Origin of the sequence: Sulfitobacter sp. F26169L (assembly GCF_026410285.1) — a bacterium.
Taxonomy (GTDB): Bacteria; Pseudomonadota; Alphaproteobacteria; order Rhodobacterales; family Rhodobacteraceae; genus Sulfitobacter.
In genome coordinates this window covers 269,452-288,645 of sequence record NZ_JAPMLP010000003.1, presented here as the reverse complement: position 1 = coordinate 288,645, position 19,194 = coordinate 269,452, and the positions used below count along the sequence as shown (strand labels likewise).

Below are 19,194 nucleotides of genomic sequence, written 5' to 3'. Positions count from 1 at the left end.
TTGTAATGGTCTATCTTCTGGTGGCTGTACTTGCGGTGTGGATGTTCGGCTGTGGCTACGCCGGATATCATAAACGGTTCGGTCTGTTTGTGCTGATTGTAGCGGTTGGTATGGGGTTGAACACCCTCTGGATGGTGTTCGGACTGGACGCAAAGCCGCTGTCGCCGCCCGCGTTGGCTGCGCATCTGGCTTCCCTCATGTATGCGATTTCGGCAGTGGGTGTCGGCTGGCTTTTGGGGCGTCTTGTACGGGGATTTCGCAGCAGCAAGGTCGATGCATCGTGACCGATTTGCCAGTTGTGCGCGGCAAGCTGACCGCGCAGCGATCCCTGTCTGATCTGACGTGGCTGCGTGTAGGAGGGCCTGCGGACTTCCTGTTTCAGCCTGCCGATGTTGACGATCTGCAAGATTTCCTGCGCGATCTGGGTCAGGCGATTGACGTATTCGCCATGGGCGTCGGGTCAAACCTGATTGTGAGGGACGGGGGATTGCGCGCGGTTGTGATCCGGCTTGGCCGCGGGTTCAATTCTATCGTCATTGACAGGGGCGAAGTGACAGCCGGTGCTGCCGCACTTGGTGCGCATGTGGCGCGCAAAGCGGCTGATGCCGGGCTGGATCTGACATTCCTGCGCACCATTCCGGGAAGCATCGGGGGCGCGGTGCGGATGAATGCGGGATGTTACGGCACTTATACTGCGGATCATTTTGTACGCGCACAGGCCGTTACACGGCAGGGGGAGCTGATCACCCTCACGGCCGACGATCTGGAGTTCCAATACCGCCAGACCGAGCTGCCCGATGGTGCCGTGATTATCAACGCCACCTTCGCACCACCCACGGGTGATCCCGACGCACTACATGCGCGGATGGAACAGCAGCTGGCCAAACGCGACGCAACCCAGCCGACTAAGGATCGCAGCGCAGGTTCGACGTTTCGCAATCCGGCGGGTTTCAGCTCAACAGGGCGCGCGGATGATGTGCATGATTTGAAGGCGTGGAAGGTCATTCAGGACGCAGGGATGAAGGGTGCGCGCAGGGGCGGGGCGCAAATGTCGCCCAAACACGCCAATTTTTTGATCAACACAGGTAATGCCACCGCCGCCGATCTGGAAGGGTTGGGCGAAGACGTGCGAAAAAAGGTTTACGATTCAAGCGGTATCACGTTACAGTGGGAAATTATGCGAATAGGCGAAAAATAATCGTCGATTTGTAGGGACGACCGCCGCGACAAGCGGCAAATCTATAAAAACAAGGGCCAAAGGCCCCCACAAACAAAAAGAGCCATAAGGCTCGGGACAATCGAGGCACTGGGTATGTCGAGCAGGACAAACCCCACAGTGGCGGTACTCATGGGCGGACCCTCGTCAGAGCGCGAGGTATCGCTCAATTCGGGGCGCGCATGCGCGGCCGCACTGCGGGAATATGGCTATGAAAATGTGGTGGAGGTCGATGCCGGCCGCGACCTGAGCGCTGTTCTGACAACGCTTGAACCGGATGTCGTGTTGAACTGTCTTCATGGCCGCTGGGGCGAGGATGGCTGCGTGCAGGGTATCCTTGAATGGTTGAAAATTCCCTATACCCATTCCGGTGTGCTGGCCTCGGCTGTGGCGATGGACAAGCAGCGCAGCAAAGAAATCTTTCGCGCTGCCGGATTGCCTGTGGTGGAAAGCGTAATTGTTCCGGCCGATGAGGTGCGCGCGCGCCATGTGATGCAGCCGCCCTATGTTGTGAAACCCAACAACGAAGGGTCTTCTGTCGGGGTGTATCTGGTTGACGTTGAAAACAACGGGCCACCGCGCCTTGATGCGGATATGCCCGAGATGGTTATGGTCGAAACATTTGCACCCGGGCGGGAATTGACAACCACAGTAGTGGGTGAGCGCGCGTTGACGGTGACGGATATCGTCACCACCGGCTGGTATGATTACGATGCAAAGTATAAAGAGGGCGGATCATCCCATATCGTGCCCGCTGACGTGCCACAGGAAATCTTTGATCTGTGTCTTGAGTATGCCTTGCGCGCGCACCGTGCGTTGGGGTGTCGCGGCGTGAGCCGAACCGATTTCCGCTGGGATGAGGCGCGCGGCGTGGAGGGTCTGATCCTGCTGGAAACCAACACTCAGCCCGGCATGACTAGCACATCACTGACCCCTGAACAGGCGCAAGCCACTGGAATGACCTTTCCCGCGCTTTGCGCCTGGATGGTGGAGGACGCAACATGTGGCCGCTGAACCGCAAGCAGCCGGTGGCTGGCCGCCCCGATCCTGCACCGTCGCGTTGGGCATGGCGGATGCAGCGCCTGATGTTGACACCGGGTTTCCGGTTTGCCCTGCGGGCCGGTGTGCCGTTTTGCATCACACTGATGGCTGGCACATGGTATCTTTCTGACGAGGGGCGTCGCGGCGCCATCCAGCAAGCGGTTGCCGATGCCCGCGCGAGCATCGAAAGCCGCCCCGAATTCATGGTAAACCTCATGGCCGTAGACGGGGCCAAAGACGAATTGGCCACCTACATCCGCGACAGCCTGCCGCTGGATTTTCCAATCTCGAGCTTTGATCTGGATCTGGATGCGATGCGCGCGACGGTGTCCCAGATATCTGCCGTCAAATCCGCTTCTGTGCGGATCCGTCCGGGCGGTGTGCTGCAAATCGATGTGCAGCAGCGCAAAGCTGTCGCCTTGTGGCGCAATGCGGACGGATTGGCGCTGGTGGACGAGAACGGCATCTATGTTGCCGCTGCAACCAGCCGCCATGCGCGCCCTGATCTACCTCTGATTGCAGGTGAAGGTGCTGACAAACACGTCAAGGAAGCGCTGGAACTGATCGAAGCAGCGGCTCCTCTGGGTAACCGTCTGCGCGGATTTGTACGTATGGGCGCGCGGCGCTGGGATGTGGTGCTGGACCGTGACCAGCGTATCATGCTTCCGGAAGACGACCCGTTGCGCGCGCTTGAACGCGTGATTGCGCTGGAAAGCGCGCAGGATATTCTGACCCGCGATGTTGCGCGGGTAGACATGCGGCTGGCACGCCGACCAACAGTGCGAATGACAAACCAGGCCGCCGAAGAACGGATGGCCCAACAGGCAGCATTTAGGGCAAAAAACAAATGAATGATCTATATGATAGCCAGCGCACAATGCGGCAGATGCGCAAACTTGCGATGCAGCGCGGGGTAGTTGCTATTCTGGATGTCGGCAGTTCCAAAATTGCCGCACTTGTTTTGCGGTTCGACGGGACCGCACGGCTGGACGACGAAGGCGAGATGGGCTCGCTGGCGGGGCAGTCCGGTTTTCGCGTGATTGGCGCGGCCACTACACGTTCGCGCGGTGTGCGTTTTGGTGAAATCGCCGCCATGGGCGAGACAGAGCGCGCCATTCGTACCGCCTTGCAGGCGGCGCAGAAGATGGCCGGTATCCGTGTAGATCATGTGATTGCCTGCTTTAGCGGCGGCGAGCCGCGAAGCTACGGGCTTGATGCGATGATCACGCTGGAAGATCAGGTGGTCGGTGAAGACGACGTGGCGCGCGTGCTGAGCCATTGCGATGTGCCCGAATACGGCGAGGGGCGCGAAGTGCTGCACGCGCAGCCGGTGAATTTTGCCCTCGATCACCGCAGCGGCCTGATTGATCCGCGCGGCCAGCTTGGTAATGAATTGAGCGTTGATTTGCACATGCTAACGGTCGATGCTGCGGCGGTGCAGCATCTGGCGTACTGCATCAAGCGCTGTGATCTGGAACTGGCCGGTATTGCCTCATCGGCCTATGTGTCCGGCATTGCGGCGTTGGTCGAAGACGAACAGGAACTGGGCGCGGCCTGTATTGATCTGGGCGGCGGTGCAACCGGCGTGTCAATTTTTATTAAAAAGCACATGATCTATTCCGACAGCATCCGCATGGGTGGTGATCACGTAACATCGGATATTTCTATGGGGTTGCAGGTGCCGACTGCCAATGCCGAACGTATCAAGACGTTTTATGGCGGGGTGCAGGCAACTGGCATGGATGATCGCGAGATGATCGAGATCGGTGGCGAAACAGGCGATTACGAACATGACCGGCGCACTGCCAGCCGCGCCGAGCTGATCGGCATCATGCGTCCGCGCGTCGAAGAGATTTTGGAAGAAGTCCGCGCGCGTCTGGATGCCGCGGGATTTGATCACTTGCCCAGCCAGCAGATTGTTCTTACAGGCGGTGGCAGCCAGATTCCGGGACTGGATATGATGGCAACCAAAATTTTGGGGCAGCAGGTGCGCCTTGGCCGTCCGCTGCGGGTTCATGGCCTGCCACAGGCCGCAACAGGGCCGGGGTTCTCCTCTGCGGTGGGGCTGGCATTGTTTGCAGCAAACCCGCAGGACGAATGGTGGGATTTCGACATTCCCGCAGATCGCTATCCGGCGCGCTCGCTAAAGCGCGCGGTGAAATGGTTCAAGGACAACTGGTAAGCCCTAGATGGGGTGAAAACGACGAAATGCGGTGAAGATTGGCAAAAAATTGCCTATATTTAGCGCGAAAAAGGCCTTTTTTACGTGACGACAGACGCCATGGCGTTTACTGTTAAGGAAATTTGGGAAAAATGACCCGCGCGGTGCGGGCAAGCAGAACAGGCGGAACCAAGATGACATTGAACCTCTCGATGCCGGGACAGGAAGATCTCAAGCCACGCATTACCGTTTTCGGTGTAGGCGGGGCGGGCGGTAACGCCGTAAACAACATGATCGAGAAAAACCTCGATGGCGTTGATTTTGTGGTCGCGAACACAGACGCGCAGGCGCTTCAGCAAGCCAAGGCAGAAAGCCGCGTACAATTGGGCATCAAGGTTACCGAAGGTTTGGGCGCAGGTGCACGAGCAACCGTGGGCGCGGCCGCTGCCGAGGAAAGCATCGAACAGATCGTCGATCATCTGGCGGGGGCACATATGTGCTTTATTACCGCAGGTATGGGCGGTGGTACGGGCACGGGGGCCGCGCCAATCATCGCGCAGGCAGCACGTGAACTGGGTGTTCTGACCGTTGGCGTTGTAACCAAGCCGTTCCAGTTTGAAGGCGCCAAGCGGATGCGCCAGGCCGAAGACGGTGTCGAAGCGCTGCAGAAGGTCGTTGATACGCTGATCATCATTCCCAACCAGAACCTTTTCCGTCTGGCGAATGAAAAAACTACATTCACTGAGGCGTTCTCGCTGGCAGATGATGTTTTGTATCAAGGTGTAAAAGGCGTTACCGATTTGATGGTCCGCCCCGGCCTGATCAACCTTGATTTTGCCGATGTGCGTGCCGTAATGGACGAGATGGGCAAAGCCATGATGGGCACGGGCGAGGCCGACGGCGAAGATCGCGCGATCAAGGCTGCCGAAGCGGCGATTGCGAATCCGCTGCTGGATGAAATCAGCCTGCGTGGCGCCAAGGGTGTCCTGATCAACATCACAGGCGGCCATGACCTGACATTGTTCGAACTGGACGAAGCCGCAAACCGTATCCGCGAGGAAGTAGACCCAGAAGCGAACATCATCGTCGGTTCCACGCTTGATGAAGAAATGGGTGGTATGATGCGTGTAAGCGTTGTTGCTACCGGCATAGATGCGCTGGATGTGAACACGGAAATGCCGGTTCCGCGCCGCTCTATGTCGCGCCCTCTGACGCAGGAAGTTTCCGAAGAAGCGCGCGAAGAATCGCCTGCGCCATCGCCGGTACGTGAAGCCGCACCCGTTGCCGCCGCTGTGTCAACGCAACAGCCGACAGAGGCAGCCGAGCCAAAAACGCCAAGTTTCTTTGACGACGCACCCCAGCAGACCGCCCGTGCGGACAACACCCGAGACATGTTCGAGGGACGCCGTTACGAGCCGGTTCAAGAAGCTGCCGATGATCTGCCCCCGCCTGCTTATACACCAGAGCCGGAAGCCTATGATCCCGAGCCCGAGCATATCGAAGCAGAACCGGAAGCCTTCATCGCGCCGCGCGCGCCGACGCCCGGTACGCCATCACCCGAGGCAATGGCGCGTCTGCGCGCAGCAGCCCAGCGTGCGGCCCCGTCAGAACAGCAACGCGCACCTGCTGCCGCTCCGCAGCGTCAGGCACCGGCTGCAACAGGGCAGGGTGAACGGCCCCGCTTTGGTATCAATTCCCTGATCAACCGGATGACAGGCACACAAGAAGGCGAAGGACAGCAGCAGCCTCGCGCCGCAGCGCCAAGCCAGCCCGCGCGTCAGCAACCCCCGGTGCAAAGCCAGCAAACAGCGGCAGCACCGCAGCCGCGTCAGGAAGCCGATCCCGAACAGGAACGCATTGAAATTCCGGCATTCTTGCGCCGTCAAGCAAACTAAGTCACGCAATTTCGTGATCAGAGGGGCCGCCTTTGGGCGGCCTTTTTGTGTTTTGGATTAAGGCCTTACGACGACGATAGCAGTATTGCGCCCGTTTGTGACAGCGATGTTTCAGTTCGTTGCAATGATTGATTTGTTTGAAGGCAACCCAAACCGTATCTTGGGGTTAATCAAGTGTAAACTTGAACCTAAACCGAGGACGGCATCGTGCAAAACACTGTAAAAACAGCGATTAGCTTCACAGGAAGGGGCCTGCACTCTGGCAAGCCTGCGACCGTCACGATTCTGCCTGCGGCGCCTGATTTCGGTATCTGGTTCAAACGCACCGACGTGGATCTGGGGGATCGTCTGGTTCCCGCGCGCTGGGATGCGGTGAACCGTTCACCTCTTTGTACAAAGCTGGAAAATGCCAATGGCGTTCAGGTTTCGACTGTCGAACATCTGATGGCGGCGCTGGCTGGCTGTGGCATTCACAACGTGCTGATTCAGATCGATGGCCCAGAGGTACCGATTCTTGATGGATCAGCCGCGCCGTTTGTGCGGGGTATCATGGCGCGTGGTGTGCAGATGCAGGCTGCGCCGGTTATGGCGTATGAGGTGCTGAAGGAAGTCACTGTGCGCGATGGTGATGCGGTAGCAACAATTGCACCCTCCGACACATTGCGCATTGATTTCGAGATTGATTTCACGGATGCGGCGATTGGCAACCAGAAGAAATCTCTGGTGATGAACAATGGCTCTTTTGCGCGTGAGCTGTGCGACAGCCGCACCTTCTGCCGTCAGGCGGATGTGGACGCGATGCAGCTCAACGGTCTTGCTTTGGGCGGTATGCCAGGTGAAAACGCAGTAGTGTTTGATGGCAATGCCGTCACTAGCCCCGGTGGTTTGCGCCATGCGGATGAACCCGTTCGCCATAAAATGCTGGATGCGTTGGGCGATCTGGCTCTGGCTGGTGCGCCGCTATTGGGGCATTACACAGGGCTGCGCGCAGGTCACTCCCTGACCAACACATTGCTGCGTGCGTTGTTTGCAACGCCGGGCGCGGTGCGTCTGGTGCAGTGTGATGGCCAGAAGGCCTCGCGGTTGCCGGGCCATGGTCTGGTCTGGAACGAAATTCCTGCGGTTGCCTGAACCGATTAATCTAGTAAATATATACCAAGGCCCGAGGTGATTGCTTCGGGCTTTTTGACAAAGTGGGAAATGGGCGTTTTGCACCGGTAAATAGTGTGCTAACACAATGTCAAACGGGAGGTCTGCCTCCTATGTACTCGCAAGCGGTAAAAAAATAAGGATGGCCAAGGATGGGTTTTGGAAGGTCTGCAAGACGTCTTTCCGTCACACTGGTGGCTGTAGCAGCGTTGAGCGCATGTGGTGGGGCGCGTGATGCGGGCCGGTTTACGAAGAGTTTCTTCAACCCGCAGGAAATCCCGCTGGAAACCTACACGCCCGAACAGATATTCGAGCGTGGAGAATTCGAGCTTAACCGTCGGCGTCCAGCCGAAGGTGCCTTTTATTTCGCCGAGATCGAACGTCTTTATCCCTATTCCGAATGGGCCAAGCGGGCGCTGATCATGCAAGCCTTTGCCTATCATCAAGACGCCGATTACCCCAACAGCCGCTCTGCAGCGCAGCGATTCATTGATTTTTACCCCGATGATGATGATGCAGCCTATGCCGCATACCTTTTGGCGCTCAGCTATTATGACCAGATTGACGATGTCGGCCGTGATCAGGGGCTGACGTTTCAGGCCTTGCAAAGCCTGCGTCAGGTGATCGAGCGCTATCCTGACAGCGAATACGCGAGTTCATCGATTCTCAAATTTGACTTGGCGTTTGATCATCTTGCAGGCAAGGAAATGGAGATCGGCCGCTATTATCTGCGCCGCGATCACTATACCGCGTCGATCAACCGTTTCCGCGTTGTGGTTGAGGATTTTCAGACCACAACCCACACTGCCGAGGCGTTGCACCGTCTGGTTGAGGCATATCTGAGCCTTGGTCTGACCGAAGAGGCGCAGACAGCAGGGGCGATTCTGGGGCACAACTATCGCTCGACCGATTGGTACGAGGACAGTTACAAGCTGCTGACAGGGCGGGGACTGGAATTGAAATCTTTTGGCAATAACTGGTTGTCGGCGATCTATCGCCAAATGCTCAAGGGCGACTGGATTTAACCTGCAATTAACCTGCGCGCGCGTGCGCCTGTGACGGATATCTTCTGATGCTGCGCGGTCTTGATATATCGGACATGCTGATCATTGAGCGGCTGGAGTTGAATTTCCAGTCGGGTCTGAACGTGTTGACCGGTGAAACAGGGGCGGGTAAATCGATTCTGCTGGACAGTTTGGGGTTCGTGCTAGGCTGGCGTGGCCGCGCAGATCTAGTGCGGCAGGGGGCCGAGCAGGGTGAGGTGACCGCCTGGTTTGACCTACCCCAAGGGCATCCGGCACATGCCGTACTGGAAGAGGCCGGCCTGCCAGCAGGGGACGAGCTGATCCTTCGGCGTATTAATACGGCGGACGGGCGCAAAACAGCATGGGTAAATGACCGCCGCTGTTCCGGCGAAGTGCTGCGGGCTCTTAGCGAAACATTGGTGGAGTTACACGGCCAGCACGACGATCGCGGGTTGCTGAACCCGCGTGGCCATCGCAGTATCCTGGATGCATTCGGCAACCTTGATGGCGCCCGCGCCAAAGTGCGCGGCGCATGGAGCGAGATGGCCCGTACCCGCAAGGCAGAGGCCGCCGCTGCAAAGGTACAAGAAGAAATCCGCGCCGAGGAAGAGTTCCTGCGCTATGCGGTCGCGGAGCTGGACAAGCTGAAACCCGAAGAAGGGGAGGAAGCGGCGCTGGATATCAAACGCCGCACTATGCAGGCAGCGGAAAAAATTCGCGCCGATGTGGTCAACGCCTATGAGGCAATGGGACAAAGCGGTGCAGAAGCGCAAATGGCTGATGCGTTCCGCTGGCTTGACGGTGCCGCTGCACGCGCTGAAGGGATGCTTGAGGAACCGATGGCGGCCCTGAACCGCGCGATGGTAGAACTCGACAGCGCGATGGAAGGTGTCGTGAGCGCAATTGAGGCGATGTCGTTTGATCCCCACGAGTTGGAGGAAACAGAAGAACGGCTGTTCGCCATTCGCGGTCTTGCCCGTAAACACGATGTTCAGCCCGATGAACTGGCAGGATTCGCCGGTACGTTGCGCGCCAAACTCGACGCGCTTGATGCGGGTGAGGCCGAGCAGGGCAAGTTACGCGCAGATGTTGCCGCTGCCGAAGCGGCCTACGACGCCGCAGCAGCCGCGCTGAGTGCTGCGCGCCAGAAAGCAGCGAAAAAACTTGATAAGGCGGTAAGCGGTGAACTGGCGCCGCTAAAAATGGAACGGGCTGTTTTCGCAACGCAGATTACCGCAGAGGCGGAGGGGCCGGAGGGCCGTGATGCGGTGTCCTTTACCGTTGCGACCAATCCGGGCGCGCCTGCCGGCCCCTTGAACAAGATCGCTTCGGGGGGCGAGCTGAGCCGATTTTTGCTGGCGCTAAAAGTTTGTCTGACCCAAGGCCAATCTGGTCTGACCCTGATTTTTGATGAAATCGACCGTGGTGTAGGCGGGGCGACAGCCGATGCTGTTGGCCGCCGTTTGGCTGCGATTGCTGCTGGCGGTCAGGTGCTGGTTGTGACCCACTCGCCGCAAGTTGCGGCCCTTGGCGCACATCACTGGCGGGTCGAAAAATCGGTGACAAAAGGCATGACCACCACAAATGTCGTTCCCCTGTCGCTGAGCGAGCGTGTGGATGAAGTCGCGCGAATGGTATCGGGGGACAAGATCACCGATGCAGCCCGAGAGGCAGCGCGCGCCTTGCTCTCTGCCTGAGGGCGTGAGACTGTCCGTGGGGCATGAAACGAAGGGTCAGGATGGCACTGTGCCCGCTGAATGAGAGTCTCCGATGACCGCGCCTATCCGCTCGTTTGTAGCCCGACATATCTCAGCCGCTGTCGTCAGCGCAGGCGAAGCGTGGCGGGTCCTGCGCCAAAAGGGGCCAAGCAAGGTTACATTCTGGTTCATCGCATTGTTGATCGGTATCGCAGCAGGGTTTGCCGCGTTGCTTTTTCGCAAGGGCATCAATCTGTTGCAGGAAACCCTGTATGGCACGGACGATGTGCAATACCTGCATAGTTTTATCAGTGGACTGGAGTGGTACTGGATCATTCTGATCCCGACGTTTGGCGGGTTGATTTCAGGTCTTATCCTGCACTTTTTCACGCGTGATGCGCGCGCGCGTTCGGTCGCGGATGTGATTGTCGGCTCTGCTTTGCATGACGGGCGGGTTGAGGCGCGCGCGGGGCTTGCCTCGGCGATGGCCTCGTTGGTGACGCTCAGCACTGGCGGCTCGTCAGGGCGAGAGGGGCCTGTGGTGCATCTGGCCGCTGTTATCTCAACATGGGTAAACCGGCGCATCAACGCTGATGGCATTACGGGGCGTGATCTGTTGGGTTGTGCCGTAGCCGCCGCGGTATCGGCCAGTTTTAATGCGCCAATCGCAGGCGCGCTTTTCGCCCTTGAAGTGGTGCTGCGCCATTTTGCGGTTCACGCATTTGCACCTATCGTAATTGCCAGCGTATCGGGCACTGTGATTAACCGTCTGGAGTTTGGCGGGGTGACTGAGTTCAAACTGCCTACCATGGGTGATCTGCAATTTTATGTCGAATTGCCCGCCTTCCTTCTGCTCGGCCTGACCTGTGGTTTGGTGGCTGTGGTGCTGATGCGCGCGATTTTTTGGGCTGATGACATCGGTAATCACATCCAGGACCAAACCAACCTGCCGCGGTATCTGCGACCTATGGTTGCCGGTGCTTTATTGGGCGTGATTGCCTTGTGGTTCCCGCATATCATCGGTGTCGGCTACGAGACCACATCACTTGCCCTGACAGGTGAGTTGGCCCTGCATGAAGCGACTGTTTTTGCTGTTTTGAAGGTCGTCGCTGTCACGATCACATTAGGCGGTCGCATGGGGGGTGGCATGTTCTCACCTTCTTTGATGGTGGGGGCGTTGGTCGGGCTGGCCTTTGGCATGATCGCCACCGGCTTTTTCCCCGATGTATCCGGTTCCACTTCGCTTTATGCGCTTGCCGGTATGGGGGCTGTCGCGGCTGCGGTGTTGGGTGCGCCGATCTCGACGACGCTGATCGTCTTCGAGCTGACAGGCGATTGGCAGACCGGTCTGGCGGTAATGGTCGCGGTAAGCATGTCCACGGCGCTGTCGTCCAATATGGTCAAGCGCAGCTTTTTCCTTACGCAGATCGAGCGGCGCGGCATTCGCCTTGCGGCAGGTCCGCAGGCCTATCTGCTGGCGATGTTTACAGCAGCTAAAACCATGCGCACCACTGACGACCCGCGTGCGGCCAATGTCGACCGTTGCTGGGAGATGATCGGCGAGGGCACGTACCTCGACGCTGCTGCAACGCTTGAAACGGCGATGCCAATCTTTGAAAAGACCAGTGTGCAGTTTCTGCCCGTTGTCACACTGTCTGCGGATGCATCCCCGCCCGAACTACTCGGGGCGTTGTTTCATGTGGATGCACTGCGCGCTTACAATCGCGCGCTGGCAGCAACTGCCGCCGAAGAACATTCCTGAACAGCGCTTGTGGGCCTAGATTTTCTCGACAGTCACTTCGTCGATGTTGTGAAACGCGAGGTGGTCGCGCACCTGCGCTGCTACCTCGTTGGGGTCTTCATAAGACCAGACAACATTTTCCAACGTCCGGCTTTTTGTCACAACACTGAAATAGCGCGCATCGCCCTTGTGCGGGCAGTGTGATGTTTTATCGCTTGGATCAAGAAAGGCCATCGCGATGTCCTCGCGCGGGAAATAAATGACCGGTGGATAATCCCCCTCAACCAGCTCCAGCGCATTTGTGCTTTCGCCCAGTACGGCACCACCTGCGCGAACGGTCCATGTGCCTGTAGCTTTACGAATTTGAATATGATTTGTCATTCTGTCTCCCCCCGAACGGATGTCTGAAACGCCAGCTAAATTGGCGCAGTTGCTGCACTTAACCACTCTTTTGCAGCGGCGGTAACCCTTGGCCCGATCTTTGTTGCAACCTGCGCGTGATAGCTGTTCAGCCAGTCCCGCGCGGCCGGGTCCAGAAGCTCCGGCAGGATCAGGCGGCGATCAATCGGGGCAAAAGCCAGCGTGCGCCACTCCAGCATTTTGCGGTGTGCATCCCCATTTGCAAGCGCGGGCGCATCCTGAACAGCCAGCAGGTTTTCGATGCGAATGCCAAAGGCGCCCTCGCGGTAATAACCCGGCTCGTTGCTGAGGATCATACCGGCTTGCAGCGGCACCTGACTGATACGGCTCAGGCGTTGGGGGCCTTCATGAACGCTTAGATAAGCGCCGACACCGTGGCCCAACCCGTGATCAAAGTCCTGTCCGGCCAGCCAGAGGGGCATACGCCCGATGGCTTCGATATGCGCACCGGCAAGGCCCGATGGCCAGCGCAGGCGGCTCATCGCGATCATCCCGGCCAGCACACGTGTAAAGGCTTCGCATGCCACACGCGGGGGCGTGCCGATGGCGATCGTGCGGGTAATGTCGGTGGTGCCGTCCAGATATTGCCCGCCACTGTCGAGCACAATCAGGTGGCCATCCTCCAGCGTGCTATCGGTTTCTTCGGTTACGCGGTAATGCATGATCGCGCCGTTCGGTCCGGTACCCGCAATCGTCTCAAAGCTGATATCCTGAAGCGCATCGTCACGGCGGCGCATCTGCTCCAGTTGTTTGACGACCTGTATTTCGCTCACACTGCCCGGCGGTTGCGCGTCCAGCCAGCACAGCAATTCAACCACCGCCGCCCCGTCGCGCAGATGGGCCTGTGCCGCACCTTCAATCTCGGCTTCGTTCTTGCACGCTTTGGGCAGGGCGCAGGGCTCTGCACCGTGTCTGGCAGAATCTCCCAACACATCCGCTACAATCTGCGGCACGGTGGTAACATCAATGCGCACCGGACCTTCCAACGCGCCAACCGCCTCCAGAAAACCGGCAGGGGGGTGAATGCGCACATCAGCCCCAAGATGCGTGGAAAGATCGTCGTATTTGTGCGGCTGTGAAAACAGGTCAACCGACGCATCCGCGTGCAGGATCGCAAAGGCATGAACAACCGGATTACGTTCGATATCCGCACCGCGAATATTCAAAAGCCAGCAAATGCTGTCAGGCAAAGTAATGATCGCCGCCCGTTCGCCACCGGAAACTAGCGTGTTGGCAAGGCGCGCACGTTTGTCCTCATGAGACTCGCCTGCATATTCGATGGGATGGGCCTTTGCCGGTTCCATCGGCGCATCGGGCTGATCCTCCCAGACCAAATCGACCAGATTTTCGCATTTCACCAGTTCCACACCGCTGCCTGCCAGCGCTTTTTCAGCCTGCGTAATCTGCTCAACCGTATGCAGCCAAGGGTCAAATCCCACACGTCCGCCTTTGGGCAACTGTGAGCGCAGCCAGTCGGCCATCGTCGTTTCCGGCCACGGCACCGGTGTATAGACATCCGCCACCTGCGCTTTGACCTGCGTACGATAGCGCCCGTCAATAAACACGCTCGCGATTTCGGGCAGAACAACACAAAATCCTGCAGATCCGGTAAAGCCCGTCAACCACGCCAACCGCGCATCACGCGCCGCCACATACTCGCCCTGATGGGCATCGGCACGTGGCACGATAAAGCCATCCAGCTTTGCTGCGCTAATCTTTTTGCGCAATTCTTGCAGACGTGGCGGACCCTGTTCCGGTCGGGCCGTGACCTCAAAAGTCTGGAACATCACGCCCCTTTCTTCACTTTTCTTATAAGTTTAGTCTAACGGCTTCAGCTTGCGCGACGCATGTTCATCACACGCGCCCTTTTGCGTGGGTCGCTTTCAAATAGCGATGCCAGTTGCTCTGTCATGGCACCGGCCAGTTGCTCGACATCCGTGATCGTAACCGCGCGGTCATAATAGCGGGTTACGTCGTGCCCGATCCCGATCGCCAGCAATTCCACCGCTTTTTTCTTTTCTACCATCGCAATCACATCACGGAGGTGTTTTTCCAGAAAATTTGCAGGGTTCACTGACAACGTGCTGTCGTCTACGGGGGCACCATCGGAAATCACCATCAGTATCTTGCGCGATTCAGAGCGCGCTATCATCCGGCGGTGCGCCCATTCCAACGCTTCGCCGTCGATGTTTTCTTTCAGCAATCCTTCTTTCATCATCAGCCCCAGATTGGGCCGCGTCCGCCGCCAGGGTGCATCGGCGGACTTATAGATGATGTGGCGCAGATCGTTCAGGCGTCCGGGGCCGGTGGGGCGCCCATCGTTCAGCCATGCCTCGCGGGCTTGTCCGCCCTTCCATGCGCGGGTGGTAAAGCCCAGTATTTCGACCTTCACGTTGCACCGCTCAAGCGTGCGGGCCAGAACATCCGCGCAGATCGCCGCAATCGAAATGGGGCGACCCCGCATCGAGCCGGAGTTATCTAGCAGCAGTGTCACAACAGTATCGCGGAACTCGGTATCTTTTTCCACCTTGAAGCTCAGCGGTGTTGTCGGGTTCGCGACAATGCGTGCCAGACGGCCCGCATCAAGCGTGCCTTCCTCCAGATCAAACTCCCAACTGCGGTTCTGCTGGGCTTGCAAACGGCGTTGCAGCTTGTTGGCCAGCCGGCTAACGGCACCCTTAAGCGGTTCCAACTGCTGGTCGAGATAAGCGCGCAGGCGTTCCAGTTCGGCGGGCTCAGCCAGTTCTTCGGCGCCGACAACCTCGTCATGATCGCTTAGGTAAACGGTATAGTTCGGGTCAGCGTCCGATACAGGCTGGGGGGCAGGCGGCTCCATCGGGGCTTCGCCTTCGGGCATTTCCGCATCTTCACCCATCTCTTGATCGGCCATGTCGTCCATAGACACTTCGGCCTGCGCGGCATCCTGCTGATCTTCCTGCGACTGCTCGGGTGAGGCATCGGCATCCTCTTGCTCGTCGTCGTCACTGCCCGTGCTGTCGGGGTCGTCCTGCTCCTCGGCGCCTTCTTCGGCTTCGTCTTCCTGATCTTCGTCGATCCCGTCGGGATCATCGCCCAGCTGGTCGGCATATCCCAGATCGGTGATGATCTGGCGCGAAAACTTGGCGAAAGCGGTCTGGTCGTTCAGTGCATTTTCCAAATCATCCAGCGTACCGCCTGCCTGCTCCTCAATATAGCCCCGCCACAGCTCCATCACATTTTCCGCACCGGCAGGCATGTCGCGCCCCGTAGCAAGATGGCGCACCAGATAACCCGCCGCCACAGCCAACGGCACATCCGCTGCCGTCTTGGCCTGATCGTAACCTTTGCGCAGGGCTTCGTGCTTTATCTTTGCATCAATATTTCCCGCGGTGCCCGGCATATCGCGCGCACCGACAGCCTCACAGCGGGCGGTTTCCATCGCCTCGTAGAGGTCGCGCGCCATTTCGCCCTGCGGTTGATATCGCGCATGGGTCTGTCCGTTGTGATAGCGACGGTTCAGAGCCAATGCATCGGCGGTGCCACGGGCCAGCAGTACTTCATCGCGGGTCATGCGGCGCGTAACCTGAGGCAGACGCATCGTGTCACCGGACAGGCCAGCCGGATCGACAGAATAGCTCACCGTCAGATCGGGGTCATTCGCCATTACTTTCGATGCTTCGGCGAGTGCCTTTTTGAAAACGTCCGCAGGGTTGTCAGATTTACTCATGGTGTCCTCGCCCAGAATGGTTGCACAACATTTCGCAGGTTTTCCGGGCAGGGTCAAAGGAGGTGAGAATAAAAACATCCCTTTGCCAATGCGGCAAACGGGCGATTGCGAGCATATGAAGTTCTGAGTGCGCAGAGAGAGACAAATAGCCCATCATTTTACGTGCGAAGCGATAGTCAGCTTTGGTTAAAAAAAAGATGAACCGATAAGGAACCATCCAAAGCGCGCAGTGTTGTAACTGTGACAGCGGATGAGACAGCAACATTTGCACTTAAGCCGCTAGAAATTAAAGGAGACTACTATGAGCACTTTTAAAGTAAACACCGCCCGCGCAACACTGATTGCCCTGATCGCAGCAGCACCGATGGCAGCTTTGGCTGCTCCGCAGAGCGGCTCGCCAGAGCAGTCAGTTGCAGAGCATCCGCGTGAACATGCCGCACCCGAGCCGACAGTAAGCTCGTCTAACCGCGGTAACGAAACCCAGCCCTTGTACGATTCATTCGACAAGGCGCGGGTTGTCGATGAGATCAGAGGTTCTATTCACAAGGGTGACGCGAAGCGCGATCATTAATAGCTACTGACGCTATTTGATTTAGGCCCTGACAATTTTGTCGGGGCCTTTTTTCGTTCTTCACATAGCCAATTCAAACTGGCGCGCTTTTGCTTTGAAAAAATCTGCGCATCGAGAGAAACAACAATCCATTAGGTGCGGGCAGAGCGTAAAAAGCTTAATTTCAAAAAATCCATATTTTACAATAGTTCATGAGGTTATTCCGCAGTTGGTGGAAATAAATCGGAACAGATTGCCTTCGCTGCCGTTGTATCACCAGCAGAAGCCAACGCAGCACCAATGTCTGCAAGATTTGGCAACCTCAGGAGATTATGATGACAGATTTTACCACAACAGCCCGCGCAGCCCTGATTGCCCTGATTGCAGCGGCACCAATGTCCGTTTTCGCAGCTGAAACAGGCTCACCCGCGCAGTCAATTGCCGCTGACCCCGATGAAAGCGCAGAAGCGGATGACGGTGTAAAGACAACCGGCGAATCTATGGAAGACACCGCCAAGGCAAACCAGGGCGAAGACGCCTATGAAGATGCCGATGTTGTGAAAGACGCCGACGGTTCGCTCGTAGAAGACGATGCCAAGAACGACGACTAATATCAGTTCATCTGAAAGAAAAGGCCCCGATGCACGTAGCATCGGGGCCTTTTCATTTGCGCTTAGTTGTCAGCCCAAGCTTACGCTTGCCGCGCTTTCGGGCAATTCTTCGTCAAATAGACGCTGGTAGAATTCAGCCACTGTCTGGCGCTCCAACTCGTCACATTTGTTGAGGAAGCTGAGGCGGAAAGCATATCCAACGTTTTTGAATATCTCGGCGTTTTGCGCCCAAGCAATTACCGTACGCGGTGACATTACTGTCGAAAGATCACCGCTCATAAATGCGGTACGCGTCAGGTCGGCAACAGTGACCATCTGCTTGATGATCTTGCGGCCCTCGGCGGTGTTGAAATGCGGGTTCTTGGCCAGCACGATTGCGCTTTCGGCATCAATGCTAAGGTAGTTCAACGTCGACACCAGTGACCAGCGGTCCATCTGGCCTTGGTTGATCTGCTGGGTGCCGTGATAAAGGCCCGTCGTATCGCCTAAACCAACAGTGTTGGCGGTTGCAAAGATGCGGAAATACGGGTGGGGCGTGATCACCTTGTTCTGGTCCAGCAGCGTTAGCTTGCCATCCACTTCCAGCACACGCTGGATTACAAACATCACATCGGCACGGCCTGCATCGTATTCGTCGAATACAATCGCGGTGGGCGTGCGCAGAGCCCAAGGCAAGATACCTTCCTGAAACGATGTAACCTGCTTGCCATCTACCAGCTTGATTGCATCTTTACCGATCAGATCAATCCGGCTGATGTGGCTATCAAGGTTTACGCGTACCGTGGGCCAGTTCAGGCGGCTTGCCACCTGTTCGATGTGCGTCGATTTGCCCGTGCCGTGATAGCCCTGAACCATCACGCGACGGTTGTGCGAAAACCCTGCTAGAATCGCCAGCGTTGTGTCGGCATCAAACTTGTAGGTGCTGTCCAACTCGGGCACGCGATCCGTGCGCTGCTCAAAGCCCTTCACGGTCATGTCTGTATCGATGCCAAAAACCTCACGTACCGAGATATCCTTGGTCGGGGTTGCGTTGAGGTCCAGTCCGCCGTCAGCCATGTGAAATCATCCTAAATCTATCTGCCCCGATAGGGGCGTTCCCGTCTCGGATGCAACATATCGCGGCAGGGTTCAAGGGAAAGGCCTAAATTACACCTGATAAGCAATCCCGTTACGCCGTTGCGCCTGAAGGCGCTGGAGCTGATCGTAGCTGCGCCGCAGAAGCCATCACGCTAACACCATATTGTTGTGATCGGGCCGCTTCACGGGGATGCATGGATACGCCCGGTTTGCGCGGTACTGCGCAGCCGCGCGCGCAGCACAGCATTGAAGCGCGCGCGGCCATTCAATCCTTGAAATTACGGCTGGTTTTAAGCTGGTCCCATGCCCAGACGACCTGTTGCAACTGCTCTTCCTGCGAGCGGTCGCCGCCGTTCATGTCAGGGTGAAGAACCTTGATCAAAGATTTGTAAATCTTACGGATTTCCGGCTTCGTCAGGTTATCCTTTGCATCCAGAATCTCTAGCGCTTTACGTTCAACAGGGGGTAGGCGGCGGCCTGCTTGTGGCCCCTTGCCGGGGTTCTGCGTGGCGTTTGCGCCCAGCACCTGATGCGGGTCCTCGATGCCCAGACGGGCCCATGCACGGGCTTCGGGGTCGCCCATAGGTTTCGTGGGGCGGTCCCAGACTTTGTCTTCGGACAGTTTGGCGTTCATCTCCGCCTCGGTCGTGCCGTGGAAGAAGTTCCACTTTGTATTGTATTCACGTACGTGCTGCTGACAGAACCAGAAGTAGTCGTCCAGCACATCAGGCGCTTTAGGCGCGCGGTATTTGCCTGCCTCGTTGCAACCGTCATGGTCGCAGATGCGGCGCGACGTTTCGGACGCGCCCGACATTCCACGCCGCCCACGCGGGTTCTTCTTCTTTGCGGAAGAGACAGACATATCAAAACCAAAGGGATCGTTTTTTTGCATTGGTGCACCTTTC

General features: G+C 57.5%; 17 protein-coding genes. 12 read left to right on the top strand and 5 right to left on the bottom strand.

All coding sequences use genetic code 11. From position 1 onward, the window contains the following. Positions 1–5 precede the first annotated feature (5 nt). The 10 genes from OS189_RS08205 to OS189_RS08160 all read left to right on the top strand — a co-directional run bounded on the left by OS189_RS08205 (position 6) and on the right by OS189_RS08160 (position 11,946). Positions 6–284, top strand: a complete 279-nt coding sequence (locus OS189_RS08205) for a hypothetical protein (RefSeq protein ID WP_267166811.1) — start codon at positions 6–8, stop codon at positions 282–284. Further along, a complete protein-coding gene (gene murB, locus OS189_RS08200) occupies positions 281–1,198 on the top strand; it encodes a UDP-N-acetylmuramate dehydrogenase (protein ID WP_267166810.1) in 918 nt (305 codons plus the stop codon). The genes OS189_RS08205 and murB overlap by 4 nt, the downstream gene beginning before the upstream one ends. A gap of 150 nt (positions 1,199–1,348) precedes the next feature. Beyond that, positions 1,349–2,230: a D-alanine--D-alanine ligase gene (locus OS189_RS08195; RefSeq protein ID WP_267167014.1), complete on the top strand. Its 882-nt coding sequence runs from the start codon at positions 1,349–1,351 to the stop codon at positions 2,228–2,230. Beyond that, complete coding sequence (locus OS189_RS08190; protein ID WP_267166809.1) at positions 2,218–3,108, top strand: cell division protein FtsQ/DivIB; 891 nt, start codon at positions 2,218–2,220, stop codon at positions 3,106–3,108. The genes OS189_RS08195 and OS189_RS08190 overlap by 13 nt, the downstream gene beginning before the upstream one ends. Next, entirely contained in the window at positions 3,105–4,439 is a 1,335-nt protein-coding gene (ftsA, locus tag OS189_RS08185) for a cell division protein FtsA (RefSeq protein WP_267166808.1), read from the top strand. Before OS189_RS08190 ends, ftsA begins: the two co-directional genes overlap by 4 nt. A 173-nt stretch (positions 4,440–4,612) precedes the next feature. Continuing rightward, a complete protein-coding gene (gene ftsZ / locus OS189_RS08180; RefSeq protein WP_267166807.1) occupies positions 4,613–6,313 on the top strand; it encodes a cell division protein FtsZ in 1,701 nt (566 codons plus the stop codon). Between the two features lie 207 nt (positions 6,314–6,520). Continuing rightward, the gene (gene lpxC, locus OS189_RS08175) at positions 6,521–7,444 is read left to right on the top strand and encodes a UDP-3-O-acyl-N-acetylglucosamine deacetylase (RefSeq protein ID WP_267166806.1); all 924 of its coding nucleotides are present in this window, start codon (positions 6,521–6,523) and stop codon (positions 7,442–7,444) included. 170 nt (positions 7,445–7,614) lie between these two features. Beyond that, positions 7,615–8,487, top strand: a complete 873-nt coding sequence (locus OS189_RS08170) for an outer membrane protein assembly factor BamD (RefSeq protein WP_267166805.1) — start codon at positions 7,615–7,617, stop codon at positions 8,485–8,487. Between the two features lie 47 nt (positions 8,488–8,534). After that, positions 8,535–10,184 (top strand): DNA repair protein RecN, encoded by a 1,650-nt coding sequence (gene recN, locus OS189_RS08165; RefSeq protein WP_267166804.1) that lies wholly within the window; start codon positions 8,535–8,537, stop codon positions 10,182–10,184. Between the two features lie 73 nt (positions 10,185–10,257). Further along, complete coding sequence (locus tag OS189_RS08160) at positions 10,258–11,946, top strand: chloride channel protein (protein WP_267166803.1); 1,689 nt, start codon at positions 10,258–10,260, stop codon at positions 11,944–11,946. Between the two features lie 15 nt (positions 11,947–11,961). Here the strand turns inward: OS189_RS08160 and OS189_RS08155 are convergent, their stop codons facing one another. Genes OS189_RS08155 through cobT form a run of 3 tightly spaced genes read right to left on the bottom strand, consistent with a single transcriptional unit; the run spans position 11,962 to position 16,051 of the window. Continuing rightward, the gene (locus OS189_RS08155) at positions 11,962–12,306 is read right to left on the bottom strand and encodes a DUF427 domain-containing protein (RefSeq protein WP_267166802.1); all 345 of its coding nucleotides are present in this window, start codon (positions 12,304–12,306) and stop codon (positions 11,962–11,964) included. A gap of 35 nt (positions 12,307–12,341) precedes the next feature. Further along, positions 12,342–14,132: an aminopeptidase P family protein gene (locus tag OS189_RS08150; RefSeq protein WP_267166801.1), complete on the bottom strand. Its 1,791-nt coding sequence runs from the start codon at positions 14,130–14,132 to the stop codon at positions 12,342–12,344. Between the two features lie 44 nt (positions 14,133–14,176). Further along, positions 14,177–16,051 (bottom strand): cobaltochelatase subunit CobT, encoded by a 1,875-nt coding sequence (cobT, locus tag OS189_RS08145; protein WP_267166800.1) that lies wholly within the window; start codon positions 16,049–16,051, stop codon positions 14,177–14,179. A gap of 301 nt (positions 16,052–16,352) precedes the next feature. Here cobT and OS189_RS08140 point away from each other — a divergent pair, with 301 nt between their 5' ends. Both OS189_RS08140 and OS189_RS08135 read left to right on the top strand, forming a co-directional pair. Next, positions 16,353–16,622 carry a hypothetical protein gene (locus OS189_RS08140; protein WP_267166799.1) on the top strand — a complete coding sequence of 90 codons (270 nt, stop codon included), beginning with the start codon at positions 16,353–16,355 and terminating at the stop codon, positions 16,620–16,622. A gap of 314 nt (positions 16,623–16,936) precedes the next feature. Then, a complete protein-coding gene (locus OS189_RS08135; protein WP_267166798.1) occupies positions 16,937–17,212 on the top strand; it encodes a hypothetical protein in 276 nt (91 codons plus the stop codon). A 69-nt stretch (positions 17,213–17,281) separates the two neighbouring features. On the opposite strand, the gene cobS is transcribed toward OS189_RS08135, so the two are convergent. After that, the gene (gene cobS, locus OS189_RS08130) at positions 17,282–18,268 is read right to left on the bottom strand and encodes a cobaltochelatase subunit CobS (protein WP_267166797.1); all 987 of its coding nucleotides are present in this window, start codon (positions 18,266–18,268) and stop codon (positions 17,282–17,284) included. 286 nt (positions 18,269–18,554) lie between these two features. Then, positions 18,555–19,181 carry a J domain-containing protein gene (locus OS189_RS08125; RefSeq protein ID WP_267166796.1) on the bottom strand — a complete coding sequence of 209 codons (627 nt, stop codon included), beginning with the start codon at positions 19,179–19,181 and terminating at the stop codon, positions 18,555–18,557. Between the last annotated feature and the right edge of the window lie 13 nt (positions 19,182–19,194).